This window comes from Pedobacter agri PB92, assembly GCF_000258495.1.
In the GTDB taxonomy this organism is placed as follows: Bacteria; Bacteroidota; Bacteroidia; order Sphingobacteriales; family Sphingobacteriaceae; genus Pedobacter; species Pedobacter agri.
This window is the reverse complement of sequence record NZ_AJLG01000011.1, coordinates 16,847-30,567: the sequence shown is the minus strand read 5'-3', so window position 1 is coordinate 30,567 and position 13,721 is coordinate 16,847. Positions and strand designations below refer to the sequence as shown.

Here is a 13,721-nt window from a genome sequence, read left to right as displayed (position 1 = left end):
TTTGTTGTTCCTTCTAGAAGATCAAAACAAAAGAATCATGAGTATAAAAGTCGCCCTGATAACAGGAGGAAGTAAAGGTATTGGCTATGGCATTGCCGAATCACTTTTAAAAAATGGCTATAAAGTTGCCATCACAAGCAGAAGCATCAATAACGCAAATGAAGCCGCAGCAAAATTAGTAGAGTATGGCGATGTTTTAGCCATTGAAGCCGATGTAAAAAATTTCCAGTCGCAACAAGGTGCCGTAAACCTGGTGATTGAAAAATGGGGACAGCTCGATGCACTGATTGCTAATGCAGGTGTAGGAAATTTTGCACCCATTGACGAGATGGATGTTGAACTTTGGAACGACATCATCGATACCAACCTTACCGGAGTGTTCTACAGCATAAAAGCCAGCGTTGAAGAAATTAAAAAAACCAAAGGAAGCATTTTTACCATATCGAGTTTGGCAGGTACAAACTTTTTTGCCGGTGGCGCCGCTTACAACGCCAGCAAGTTTGGTTTAACGGGATTTACACAATCTGTTATGCTCGATTTAAGAAAATATGGCGTAAAAGTGAGTACCATTATGCCTGGTTCAGTAGCCAGTCATTTCAATGATCATCACCCTGATGCTGAAAATGACGCATGGAAAATTCAACCAGAAGACATGGGAAAATTGATTGTTGATCTTCTGGCGATGCCAGCCAGAACGCTACCAAGTAAAGTAGAGATCAGACCTACTACACCGAAAGGATAAAAATGATGGAAAAGGTAAAAATGGAAGATGGATAATGAAAAACGAGCAATAAAAAATGCTAGGGAGACCATGAGCTCACATCATTCGTATTACATTTAATATCTCACATCGAATTAAATTTCACACCAATAAAAAAGTCCTTCCAGAAAACTGAAAGGACTTTTTTTGATTCGTTTAAGAATGCTTATTCAGCAATTACTTCAAAAGGAACCTGAACTTTAACTTCTTTGTGTAAGTTTAAGTTAGCAACATATTCGCCAACAAATTTAGGTTCAGTTTCGAAAGTAATACGACGACGATCTACATCAAAACCTTGCGCTTTTAATGCTTCAGCGATTTGGATGGTGTTAACCGCTCCAAAGATTTTTCCGCTTTCGCCAGCTTTAGCACCGATAGAAAGTTTAACAGCAGTTAAACGCTCAGCGATACCTTCAGCATCTTTCTTAATTTTATCTTGTTTAAAAGCAGCTTGCTTTAAGTTTTCAGCTAAAACTTTTTTAGCAGAAGAAGTAGCCAAAGCGCCAAATCCTTGAGGGATTAAATAGTTACGACCATAACCTGGTTTTACTGTAACTACATCATCTTTCTCACCAAGGCCTTTAATATCTTGTTTTAAAATAATTTCCATATCTCTGAGCCTCCTATTTTAATTGATCTGCAACGAATGGTAACAAACCGATGTGACGAGCACGTTTAACAGCTTGAGCAACTTTACGTTGGAATTTTAACGAAGTACCAGTAAGGCGTCTTGGTAATAATTTACCTTGATCGTTAATAAATTTCAACAAGAAGTTTGCATCCTTGTAATCGATGTATTTAATACCATTTTTCTTAAAACGGCAATATTTTTTACGGTTATCCTCTACTTTAGGGGCAGTAACGTATTGAATTTGTTCTCTTGCCATTACGCTGCAACCTCCTTAGTTTTTTTGTTAAACGCACCACTACGTTTTTTCTCATTGTAAGCAACAGCGTGTTTATCTAGACGGATAGTTAAGAAACGTAACACACGCTCATCGCGTTTTAATTGAAGCTCTAATTTTGCGATCAAATCTCCTGAAGCTTTGTATTCAGTTAAGTTGAAGAATCCGTTTGATTTTTTCTCAATTGGATACGCTAATTTTCTCAAACCCCAATTATCCTCTTGGATAATTTCGGCACCGTTATCAACAAGAACTGCTTTAAATTTAGCTAATGCCTCTTTTGCAGCTTCTTCAGATAACAATGGGGTTAGAACGATAACAGTTTCGTACTGATTCATTGTTATAAATTATGTTTTTAATTTTTTAATCCCGAGGTATATTACGGGGTTGCAAAAGTAACAATATATTTCTTAAAATCAAATGATTGAGCAGAAAAAAGTGCTTAGCTGATGATGTGTAATAAAGCGCTTAAATTTAAAATGCAAAATGCAAACGATTTCGAAAGCAGTATCAGCACCAATCGGTTAGCGCTGCCCCGCTCTCGCTACAATCTTTTGAAAAGTTATCAACGCTAACTCACGTTGTGCCTGCCAGCTTTACTAACTTCAATCGAAAAGTATTTTTGTTAATAGAGTTTAGTAAAAACCGCTGCATCACAATAATACTTAACAAATCATTAATAATCGATATTCGCCATCTTTTTCCTGAGGCGCCCGGTGAATACTGGGCAAAACCTTTCCTTCGGGGTTATCCACGGCCAGGCGCCATAAATTACCCAGCCCCAAATTCAGGGGCGAAGCCGATGGTTTTGCCTGATAATGCAAGTCGAAAAAATGTTCACTCAAAAATGCGTCAAATTCTGCCTCTGGTCCGTCGTGTAGCGCTTCAAGCTTCCGGCGAATTTCCGGGATGAGGATTTTCTGCTCTGCTTCGCTATTGGCTAAAATTTCACTGGCAGCACCAAAGTATGTGCAAAGAAATGTATCAGTACCCACCGGCGAACGATCTACGTGAAAGGAATACACATCTGTTGAAATAAAATCCAGCTCCTTATCACGCTGATAGCCCCTGATTAAATTAAGTGAAGGCGATACCCCAAAATCATTCAGGCATTGAAAATCGTTGATGATGATTTCCCGGGCTTTACTACCCTCCTCCGTTAATTGCAAAGCATTGAGGTCTTCCATCGAAACTTCGGTTAAATCTTGCTTAAGTCGAAGCTTAGAAACGATTTCCGAAAAATCCCCGATTAAATTTCGATGCCAGCAAGCTGCGTTTACTTCTCCCTTCCACTCTAAATTAACTAACTGCGGAAAAGATGAAACCACCTTAACATAGTTATAATCTGAAAAACCATTTTCCATACGCAGGACTAAATCAATAAGCTATTTATTTCCTGGCAAAAGTAGAGATTAGATTGATCATGTAGGAATTTGTTTTTCCAGTCTCTGAAAAACTAATTCAGCAGTAAAACAAAAAAGGAGATGACTTATAAGTATCTCCTTTATTAGTTTGGTTTATTTTAAAAATTAGCGAGTTTGTATTGTATTGGTAAAAGATTCATTGTTGTGTTTCACGACGAATGTTAGCGAATCGCCGTCAGCTTTACCAATGTTAAATTTTTTAATCAACTTTGTTCTATCCTTGAAAACCTGAGAGTAAAGTTCATCGTTACGCTCATTAAATACAGCCACTTCAATTGGCATATTATCTTTTACCTGATAATCCAGGGTGATTAAATCTTTATTTTTCGTGATTTTAGGCTTGATTACCTCAGTAATTTTTGCTGTTGAAATTGCAGCTTTATTGCTTGAAATCTTCACAGCATATTCTGCAACGGTAGCACCAGATTCTACTTTAATCAAATAAGCGCCATCAGGTAAAGAATTTAAATCATATGTTTTGGTAAGACCAGCAGTACCGTTAAATTTTTGTTCAAAAACTAAATCATTATTATCAGAAAACACAGAAAAATTAAATTCTTTGTTATTTCTCATCAAAAAACTAATTGTTTTCTGCTTCTCATCTTTAACTTTTAATGAAAATTCGTTGTCATTTGCCTGAGCAAGAGAAACTGTAAACGATAACGCAGCAATTAAACCGATTTTAAAGAACTTTTTCATAACTAAATCAATTAATGGGTGAACAATTATTTTATACCGCTAAATTACAGCGAGAATTAACGCCTAACTTGCGCTATATTTTCAAATTTATATGTAAAATTACCTCTGTTATCATTAATTTTATATCCAGTCATCAATTAAGCACATTAATTAACCCTGAATTAACATTAAATTGTCATGAAAACGTTAAAACCGAGCTTCGAAATTGTTGAACCTTCCTTCGGAAGTTCGTTTTATTACTCGAAATATGTCGAGAATGAAAATAACAAAGCGCATTTATGGCATTATCATCCAGAAATTGAAATGGTTTTTGTAAACGGCGGCACAGGAAAACGTCAGATTGGTAGCCATGTTTCCTATTATACTGATGGAGATTTAATTTTAATCGGAAGCAACCTCCCACATTGTGGCTTTACTGATACCAACACCGGAAATAAGAACGAAACCGTTATTCAATTCAAAGCAGACTTTTTAGGTGCTGAATTTTTAAATCTGCAAGAAAGCAAATGGATAAAAGCCTTGTTTAATAAAGCTAAAGGCGGGATAGCTTTTGGTGAGGCGACTAAAAAAGCTGTAGGAAATAAAATTGAAGGAATGGCCGACCAGCCTCCGTTCAAAAGATTAATGACACTATTATCTGTTTTAAAATCGCTGGATTCCTCAAAAGACTTTACAATTTTAAATGCCACCGGTTTCTCGATGGAAATGCAGATTCAGGACAATGATCGCATTAATATGATATTCAACTATGTGAAAGATCATTTTCAACAGCAGATTAGTTTGGAAGATGTTGCAGAAATGTCTGCAATGACGGTGCCTTCGTTTTGCCGCTATTTTAAAAAAATCACCAAAAAAACTTTTACGCGTTTTGTTAACGAATACCGTGTGGTACATGCATCGAAACTCCTAGCCGAAAAACGCATTAGCATTACCGCCATCTCCCTGGAAAGCGGCTTTAACAACTTTAGTCACTTTAATAAAATATTCCATGAGTTTACGGGCAAAAGCGCATCAGAATACCGAAACGAATTGAAATTAATCATTAAATAATTCATCCTGAGCGGAATACCGACCAAAACTGCTATCTTGTAACGATAGCCAAAACAGAAATGAACAAAATCTACTTAGTCTTCTTATTACTCTTACCTTTCGGAGTATATGCTCAAAATCAGGAAGATTATATTAACAGATTAAAAGCGATACAAAACAATGGCGTCACCTATTATAACGTGGATGGAATTGATTTTACCAGTCAAACGTTTACCAATTCATTTACAGAAAAAGATTTAAAGTTTGTCTTTAGAAAATATGGCATAAGTAATGAAGCTCTTAAAACGAAAGATACAAAACTGTCATACAACAACTTACATGTTTTAAAAAGTAAGAAAATAACTGATAGCTTAAACGAAATGCTATCCTATTATTTTATAGAAGATAAACAAAAGATGGTAACTGCCATTTGCTTTGCTTATTTTGAGAAACCTGAAGTGCAGTTTGAACAAAAACTGATCAGCCTTATTATTGAGGATGCTATTCCAATGCATGTTTTCGAAAATAAGAGAATTGATAGCGTTGATTTTGCTGGAAGAAAAATACATCTGAGCAACAGCTGTTATTGGACAAATGTTAATACAGTTCAGTGTCCTGGAAACGGCGAAATGAATTGGTCGGTTCACAAAACCGAAAAAAGCGCCAAACAAGCGATTAAAAATCAACTCACGCTAACCAAGATTAAAAAAGGACTTAAAATTATTTCTGAACAGCAAGTTGATGTAATTTTTGAAAGCACCCCGGCGAAGGCATTAAAGGTTGTTTACGGTTTTACAGGCTTAACTAATCTTGCTGTTAAAACTTCTGGAGGAAAAACATTGACAGCATTTTATGTAGCAAGCAAGGTTAGGGAGAATTATGTAAGTTGCGTGATGAGCTTCTGGAATAACGATCAAATCAATGAAAGCGGCTTACCGCCTTTATTGGAAAAAGTGATGCAATTGCACAAATAGTCAACTTTTCAACATTCCAGAAATCGACATTTCAACTCCATAAAATTTTCCTATTTTCGTGCCGATGGAAAATTTTATCGTTTCTGCCCGTAAATATCGTCCGGCCACGTTTGAAACCGTAGTGGGGCAGCAGCATATTACTGGTACGTTAAAAAATGCCATTAAAAACAACCAGCTTGCACAGGCCTTTTTATTCTGTGGTCCGCGTGGAGTGGGTAAAACCACCTGCGCCCGTATCCTGGCCAAAACAATCAATTGTACCAATCCTACTCCAGAAATGGAAGCTTGTGGGCAATGCGATAACTGCCTTTCTTTTCAGAACGGGCATTCATTTAATGTTCATGAACTGGATGCGGCATCAAACAACTCTGTTGATGACATTCGCAGCCTGATTGAACAAGTTCGCATACCGCCACAAGCCGGAAAATATAAAATCTACATCATTGATGAGGTTCACATGTTATCTCAAAGTGCATTCAATGCCTTTCTGAAAACTTTGGAGGAACCACCATCTTATGCGATATTCATTTTAGCAACCACTGAGAAACATAAAATTCTGCCAACTATTTTATCCCGTTGTCAGATTTTCGATTTCAATCGCATTCAGGTTGAAGACATTGCAAATCATCTTACCAAAATCGCCCAGCGTGAAAACATTGCTTTTGAAAGTGATGGCTTGCATATTATTGCGCAAAAAGCTGATGGAGGATTGCGTGATGCCCTTTCGATGTTTGATCAGATTGCCAGTTATGCTAACAAGAATATCACTTATAAAGCCGTAATCGATAACCTGAATATTCTTGATTATGATTATTTCTTTAAGCTAACGTCTTTTTTAACCGCGGCAGAAGTAAGTCAAACACTTTTATTATTTGATGAGATCTTGAATAATGGCTTTGATGGAAATAATTTTATCAATGGACTGGCTACACACTTCCGCAATTTGCTGGTTGGGAAAGATGCGGCAACCATTAAACTTTTAGAGGTTAGTGAAAATATTAAACAAAAATATTTAGATCAGTGCAGGCAAACTGAACTTTCCTTTTTGTTAACTGCTTTAAATCTGGCAAATACCTGCGATTTAAATTATAAAAACTCTAAAAACCAAAGGCTGCAGGTAGAACTGGCATTAATTAAAATGTGCCATATCCGATCGGTAGTACATTTAGCACAACAACCTTTAAGCACAAGTAACACAGCAACTGACGGAGATCAGGATAAAAAAAAACTAATGTCGTAGCCGAGCAGGCCGAAAGCGGAAAGCTTAAAGCAGAAAGTGAAAACCCACCACCAGTAGCTATAATCACTCCGAAAACAGAAGTTCCGGTAAGTATTCCATTAGATAAACCGAAGGAAAATTCAAAGCCTGCAATTTCATCTGCAACTTCGATCAGCATCAATATCCCGAAAAAAACTGTTGGCACACTGATTCCATCTTTAAATGATTTGGAGCGGCTCGCAGCTGGTGAGGATGATGGAAGTCCGAAAACCGTAACCGGAGAAGCCCGCGAGTCTTTTAGTTATGAACGGTTATTAGAAGTGTGGAATAACTATATCCAGATACTAAAAGCGGCAGATAAGATTAACCTTTTTACCATTTTAAATAACTTTGCCCCTACCCTTGTCAATCCTACTTTAATCGAGATTTCAGTAGAGAGCAAAACTCAGGAACAGTTCGTGGTTCAGGAATCTGTTGAGCTGATGAACTATTTACGGAATACCCTCCAAAATTTCGCAGTAGATATAACCTTTAAACAAGTGGAGCGGAAAATTGAGAACCGGCTTTATGGCAATCGGGAAAAATATGATTACCTGGTAAACAAAAACCCTAAACTTGATGAGTTACGTAAAAGGTTCAATTTAGACATTAATCCATAGTTTATGAATGATGATAAAAAAGCGACCTTAAAGGCTTTGGTCGTTTCTTCAATCGGTTTTACCATTTTGTTTGGGGTGATCATCGCATTGATGAATGGGATAGGTTATGCACTAATTGCAGCGCCGATTGCCGGTTTACTATGGGGCCTTTTGATGTACTTTTTTATTAACTCAAAAAAAGTAAAACAGCAAACCCAAATTACTGGTGTTGATGAGCGTGATATCATTCACTCGGGCGGTGCCAATCATTTTAAAAACGCAGAGGCGGTTGGCGGCAAACTTTATTTACTTCAAAACAAATTAGAATTTAAATCGCATGGTTTCAATATCCAGAACCATGCTTTCATCATATATACTGAGGAGATTAAAGAAATTACATACTTCAATACATTAGGATTAGTGCCTAATGGAATGAAACTGATTTTAAAAGATGGTGATGAAGAGAAATTTGTAGTGAACAATAGAAATTTTTGGAAAACTGCAATCTTCCGCCAGATGCAAAATCAATCATTATAAAAAAAGCAGGCTAATGTTACATCAGCCTGCCTTTATATTAATCAATACACCATCCATCTGGCGATCATTGAAAGAATTATTTATTTCTACTTTTCCGGTGCATCATTAATTGGGTAGCCTTCCTCATCTAAATCATCACGATTATCTTCATCTGTACGAGCCAGGATCTCGTCTTCCGGACTAAGCTTTACGCTTTCTCCATTGTCCACATGCATCCCTAACTCATCCAGGTTATCTTCGGCAATCTCTTCATTTCTCGCATACTCATCGCCCACATAAGGGTTTGCTTCATCATATGTCGAATCATCATCACGGGCACCTGCTGCAACAGTTTCATATCCCATCGGATGATCATAATCTTTATCGGTACCTTTTACGTCTAACTCGTAACTTTGCTTATTTTTATCGTAAGCCAAATTTTCCTTATTAATTTCCGGGTTTTCCGTAGTACTGTGTATTTTATCTTGTGATCCTTTGTTCTCGTTAATTGCCATGGTATTGGTCTCCTTATTTTAGTTAAGGTTATAACAATTCCCTTCTCGTATGGTTTTTTCTACGAAGAAAATTTTGTACCAAACAGGAGATAAACTAAATCGCTATGGAGTTGAAACTTTCCAAAAAGGCAACAAAATCTTCGAGAAAGAGCAACATGGAAAGTTTACCGGTTTTAATTTTATTGGGCAAAAAACCAAAATATTTCTTAAAAGCATTTGTAAAATGGGTGGCATGTTTGTAGCCCATTTTTTTAGAGGTTTCGGCAACAGTGATATCCTCTTCCATTAACATGGTTTTTGCCTGTTCCATTTTATGCTGATTCAGATAAGCATAAACTGTTTTGCCAAAAACTGCTTTAAAATCGCGTTTCAAATTGAATTCATTTGTGCCAACAAGGTGTGCCAGTGCCCTTAAAGAAAGTTGATTACCCGTTTGGGCAATCAGAATTTCACGGGCCTGATGCATTCGCTCCACCTCTAATGCTTTAAGTTTTGGCTCCGCCTTATTCATTTGCATCTGTTCGAATTGTAAAATTTGCAGCGCAAAGAGCTCAATTGCTTTCGATTCGAGCAATAACTGGTCAGAAAATGCACTATGTTTTGCATTACCCAGACGCTGCAGAATAGCACTGATTTCGGGGCTAATCTGCATATTAACTTCTGACAGTGGGAATGGATTTTTTGATTGATCCTCTAACCACAAACGCTGGTAGGCAATATGATCACCTGGCAAAAACCGATCTACAAAAGCAGGGCTGATATTGATACAAATAACATCATCCGCAGCGTCTACCAACATCTGACTTGACTTAAAACAGGTGCGGTAAATATTGTGCTGGTGTTGATTGATTTGCTTATAATAATCTCCACCACCCGACTGGTTCAGCCTGACAGTTCCTTGTAATACAAAAATCATTTGGAAAGTAACCAATTGCGAAGCATCAGGATGGCTAAGCCTGATCTCAAGTTTCTTAGGGTCGCTTATGTAACTTCGATAACTTACCTCCATATCTCTATTGTATAGAAACACACTTTCCAAAGCTTTTTGAGAAACTCCCTTCTGCGTTACTATTTCTTCCGATTGCGTCATATCCAGAATTTATCTTTGCGCAAAGTTATTCTTATTAAGACCTATTCTAAAGAACAACTTGAAAAAGTTACAAACTAGTCGATGAAAATATTTTTACTCAGTATTCTTACTTTCTGCCTTTCTGTTGTTGCATTTGCGCAAACATCTAGCCTATCAGGTAAAATAACAAATCACAACGGGCAGCCAATGGATGGGGCAACGGTAACAATCAAAGAGCTAAGCCGCAGCACCATGACTGATGAAAAGGGAAAATATGAGTTCAAAGGCTTAAAATATGGTAATTACACTTTGCTAATCAGCTCAGTAATGTCTGAGCAGAAGATTCAAGTGGTCAATATTAATGCTGCAAACGTAACTTTTAACACCAAAGTGAAGGAGCATTTAGATCGCGATTTGCAAGAGGTAAGTGTGGCAGGCAAAACAGAAAAACGAAAAATGGAAACCAGCGGCTTTGCCATGTCGATTATCGAAACCAAGGAAGCCTCTCTGAGAAATCTTACCACAAATGAACTTTTAGACCGGGCGGTTGGTGTGCGTGTTAGACAGAACGGTGGCGAAGGCTCGCCGATAGAATATAACTTAAACGGCATGTCGGGCAGTACGATCGGTCTTTTTCTGGATGGGATTGAAATCTCCACTTATGGTTCTTCTTTTAATTTGAATAATATTCCCCCATCTATGATAGAACGGATCGAAGTATACAAAGGTGTGCTCCCATCTCATTTAAGTGGAAATTATATTGGTGGCGCCATAAACGTTATTATGAAAAAAGATGCCTCTGCCAATAACATTACTGCAGCGGTGTCTTATGGATCATTTAATACTTACCGGGCTGATGTGAGCGCTTTGTATCGCAATCAAAAAAATGGTTTCACGGCCCGGGCTTCTGGTTTTTACAGTCACTCCGATAACAATTATGAGATGTGGGGTAAATTTTCAAAATATACTTTACCTGGCGGAAGAATTGTTCGAAACTATAGAACCAGACGACCGAATGATGAGTTTGAAACTGTTGGCGGACGATTTGAGGCTGGGTTTACCAATGTGAAATGGGCCGATCAGTTTTTTGTTGGCTATAATGTATCTGATTCTTACAAACAAATTCCTCATGGAATAACCATGACCAAGCCTTATTTTGGCCGATTTAATAAGTACCAGGCACATGTTTTTAGTTTAAATTACAATAAGAATAACTTTTTAGTTGATGGACTTGCGCTTACCGTAAATGCGGTGCACAGCAGAAGAACAACCTATCTGGAAGATACCGTTAGCCTGAAATATAATTGGGATGGCACTTTACTGGTAAAAAATTCTGAAGGGCCACCAGAAACTTATGGTTACAGCCCGGGGCAGGGACAACAAGGAATAGCCGTGATGAGTAATATCGAGCGTCAGATTTCCAATATCAGATCGAACCTGGCCTACACTATTGTTTCAGGTCACAGGGTATCCTTCAACCATAAGTTCGAACAATCTGACCGCAATGATCAGGATCTACTTATCCCGGAAAGAAGCAGGTGGATCACTCAGAACGGGTTAACCACCAACATCTTTGCGATGAACTATGAGGCCGAACTTTTTAAAGGCAAGCTTAAAACGAACATTTTCGGTAAATATGCCATTTATCAAACAGATCAGAACAGACCAACAAATGAAGTTAACGGCCAATTGATCTATCAAAACAGCACCACCACCAGAGATAATAAAGGATTTGGCGGTACACTTTCTTATGAAGCCATACGTAATGGCTTTTTGATCCTTTCTGCTGAAAAATCGTTTATCATGCCGACCGACAGACACATTTACGGAGAGCCTGAAAATAATTTACTGCCTAATCCTGCGATTTTACCAGAACTCGCTATTAATTATAACCTTGGCGGGAGATACCAGTTTACTACAGGTGATCAGCATAAGTTTTCTCTTTATGGAAACGCATTTTGGAGGAATGGCTATGATAAAATTATTCAGCAAACGCGAATCGATCCGGTAATTGAGGGTCGGGAGAATCAGGTGGAAGATATTCAGGTAACGCAATTTGTTAACCTTTCCAAAACTCAATCGGTAGGTTTTGAGGCAGAAGTCAACTATATCTACAACAACCGACTCAATGCCATGCTTAACTTTTCAAAATTTAATTCGCTTTATAAAGTAGAACTTGATGAGCGTGGAAATCCAAATAGCTTATACAACAAACAAGTTCCAAACGAACCCTTTTTTACCGTTAATGGTAACCTTCAATATCGTTTCAACAACGTTTTTCAAAAGAAATCGGTGATGAACGTATATTATAATGCAGGCTACGTAGCCTCATTCAGCACCATCTGGATCGAATCAGAATGGTTCACAACGCCAAATCAATTTACACATGACCTGGGCGCAAGTTACCGTTTCCCAAGTGGAAAACTTGTAGCCAGCATAGATTGTAAAAATATGCTCAACGCGGAGGTGTATGACAACTTTGGCGTTCAAAAACCCGGCCGGGCATTCTATTTCAAATTAAACTACACTATAAATAATTTTAAATAATAACGTATGAAAACTAATTTATTAAAAACCGCAATCTTCGGTTCCGTTCTAGCGATCAGTGCGCTCACTGCTTGTAAAAAAGATGGCGGAGAGACTTCAGAAACAGGAGTTTCAGGAGCTGACATCTGGGATAGAAAGTACATCACACTAACTGCTGCCTTTCCAGATGCTGAAGGAACTGCGGGAAATGGCGGTACCAGGGCTTTTGCCATCACAACAGCTCAGGCAATTAATCCAAACTTCGAGGTAAATGTATTTACCAATGGCTACGGGTTAAGATCACAGCGTACTGCCCGTGTTCAGGGTTCTGCTAATGGAAATTTTCTATACAACATTCAATATACAGGTACAGATGGTGGTATTTTTAATAAATATAAAGTGGAGGGCGATAAAAACTTCATCGATACGCGTGAGGAGGTAAATACCGAACCCATTTTGGGCACTGCTCCTCGCTGGGTAGTCGCTGCTGACGGCATTGGTATTGGCGTTTTTGCGTCTTCAGTTACAACGGGTGCTCCAGCTACAGGTGCGGGTGCAGACTTTGTTGATGTGAAAAGCACAGCGAAAATAGCGGTACTGAATTTAAATGATCCTCAAATTACCCGTCAAACAGAATTTACCATTCCGTTTACGGCAGAACAAACTAAAGCGGGTTATCAAATTGGCCGTATTGATGTACCGGTATTAAATGCAGCTAAAACAAAAATCTTTATTGGCTGTAACGTGACCAGAACAGATGTAACTAAAAAATCTGGTGTTAACACTGCAGGTACTGCTCAGACCTGGTCTACAGGTACAAGAGAATTGGGTACAGCTACTTTGGTTGTAGATTATCCTTCTTTAGCTAATCCTAAATTAATTTTTGTTGATCCGAACATCAGTAAGATAAACAACCACTCATATCGTACCATGACGCAATATGTAGGTACTGATGGAAACGTTTATCAGGCGACAGCGACTTCCGGCAGTCAGATTTTACGTATCAACGCGTCAACAAATGAATATGACAACAGCTATAACTTCAACCTGAAAACAGCGCTAGGCACATCGAATAATGTGACTATCAGCGCCTGGAGATACATTAAGGATGGAATCGGAATTGTTTTATTTACAGAAACAGGTTTACAGGGTGGATATTTGGCTTTAATAGATCTAAATGCTAAAACTGCTACCAGGTTGACTACAGAAAATCAAAACAATAGTGGTTACTCTGGATTAACAGCAGCGCAAAACGGCGGAACTGCTTTAACAGGTACTTTTGGTCAATTTCAGAATATTGGTCTTGCAGGTGATAACGTATATGTTCCTTTAACACCAAATGGACTTGATGGAAACTTATATGTAATTAATTATAAAACAAAAACCATCACAAAAGGTGCAAAATTAAAAAACCAATCTGGCAGCTTTTATTTAGGTGCTTACTAAA

15 protein-coding genes are annotated in these 13,721 nt (G+C 37.9%); 8 read left to right on the top strand and 7 right to left on the bottom strand.

Annotated features, from left to right (window positions below):
* Positions 1–37: 37 nt before the first annotated feature.
* Positions 38–742, top strand: coding sequence for an SDR family oxidoreductase (locus tag ON09_RS03005; protein ID WP_029204071.1), 705 nt, complete (start codon positions 38–40; stop codon positions 740–742).
* Positions 743–926: 184 nt separating this feature from the next.
* On the opposite strand, the gene rplI is transcribed toward ON09_RS03005, so the two are convergent.
* From rplI to ON09_RS02980, 5 genes are all read right to left on the bottom strand, one after another.
* Entirely contained in the window at positions 927–1,370 is a 444-nt protein-coding gene (gene rplI / locus ON09_RS03000; RefSeq protein ID WP_010599583.1) for a 50S ribosomal protein L9, read from the bottom strand.
* 13 nt (positions 1,371–1,383) lie between these two features.
* On the bottom strand, positions 1,384–1,647 hold the full coding sequence (gene rpsR / locus ON09_RS02995) for a 30S ribosomal protein S18 (protein ID WP_010599582.1): 264 nt from the start codon (positions 1,645–1,647) through the stop codon (positions 1,384–1,386).
* Positions 1,647–2,003 carry a 30S ribosomal protein S6 gene (gene rpsF / locus ON09_RS02990; RefSeq protein WP_010599581.1) on the bottom strand — a complete coding sequence of 119 codons (357 nt, stop codon included), beginning with the start codon at positions 2,001–2,003 and terminating at the stop codon, positions 1,647–1,649. The genes rpsR and rpsF overlap by 1 nt, the downstream gene beginning before the upstream one ends.
* A 327-nt stretch (positions 2,004–2,330) precedes the next feature.
* Positions 2,331–3,029, bottom strand: coding sequence for a hypothetical protein (locus tag ON09_RS02985; RefSeq protein ID WP_010599580.1), 699 nt, complete (start codon positions 3,027–3,029; stop codon positions 2,331–2,333).
* A gap of 165 nt (positions 3,030–3,194) precedes the next feature.
* Positions 3,195–3,788, bottom strand: coding sequence for a hypothetical protein (locus tag ON09_RS02980; protein WP_010599579.1), 594 nt, complete (start codon positions 3,786–3,788; stop codon positions 3,195–3,197).
* 177 nt (positions 3,789–3,965) lie between these two features.
* Between ON09_RS02980 and ON09_RS02975 the strand changes: the two genes are divergently transcribed.
* The 5 genes from ON09_RS02975 (at position 3,966) to ON09_RS02960 (ending at position 8,185) form a co-directional block, all read left to right on the top strand.
* Positions 3,966–4,838 (top strand): AraC family transcriptional regulator, encoded by an 873-nt coding sequence (locus ON09_RS02975; RefSeq protein WP_010599578.1) that lies wholly within the window; start codon positions 3,966–3,968, stop codon positions 4,836–4,838.
* Between the two features lie 59 nt (positions 4,839–4,897).
* Positions 4,898–5,791, top strand: coding sequence for a hypothetical protein (locus ON09_RS02970; RefSeq protein WP_010599577.1), 894 nt, complete (start codon positions 4,898–4,900; stop codon positions 5,789–5,791).
* 64 nt (positions 5,792–5,855) lie between these two features.
* Complete coding sequence (locus tag ON09_RS24705; protein ID WP_010599576.1) at positions 5,856–7,031, top strand: DNA polymerase III subunit gamma/tau; 1,176 nt, start codon at positions 5,856–5,858, stop codon at positions 7,029–7,031.
* Between the two features lie 206 nt (positions 7,032–7,237).
* On the top strand, positions 7,238–7,669 hold the full coding sequence (locus tag ON09_RS24700; protein ID WP_010599575.1) for a hypothetical protein: 432 nt from the start codon (positions 7,238–7,240) through the stop codon (positions 7,667–7,669).
* A 3-nt stretch (positions 7,670–7,672) separates the two neighbouring features.
* The gene (locus tag ON09_RS02960) at positions 7,673–8,185 is read left to right on the top strand and encodes a hypothetical protein (protein ID WP_010599574.1); all 513 of its coding nucleotides are present in this window, start codon (positions 7,673–7,675) and stop codon (positions 8,183–8,185) included.
* Positions 8,186–8,271: 86 nt separating this feature from the next.
* On the opposite strand, the gene ON09_RS02955 is transcribed toward ON09_RS02960, so the two are convergent.
* Positions 8,272–8,679 (bottom strand): hypothetical protein, encoded by a 408-nt coding sequence (locus ON09_RS02955; protein WP_010599573.1) that lies wholly within the window; start codon positions 8,677–8,679, stop codon positions 8,272–8,274.
* Between the two features lie 94 nt (positions 8,680–8,773).
* Complete coding sequence (locus ON09_RS02950) at positions 8,774–9,769, bottom strand: helix-turn-helix domain-containing protein (protein WP_010599572.1); 996 nt, start codon at positions 9,767–9,769, stop codon at positions 8,774–8,776.
* An 81-nt stretch (positions 9,770–9,850) separates the two neighbouring features.
* Between ON09_RS02950 and ON09_RS02945 the strand changes: the two genes are divergently transcribed.
* Positions 9,851–12,295 (top strand): TonB-dependent receptor, encoded by a 2,445-nt coding sequence (locus ON09_RS02945; RefSeq protein ID WP_010599571.1) that lies wholly within the window; start codon positions 9,851–9,853, stop codon positions 12,293–12,295.
* Between the two features lie 6 nt (positions 12,296–12,301).
* Positions 12,302–13,720, top strand: coding sequence for a hypothetical protein (locus ON09_RS02940; protein WP_010599570.1), 1,419 nt, complete (start codon positions 12,302–12,304; stop codon positions 13,718–13,720).
* Position 13,721: the final 1 nt, after the last annotated feature.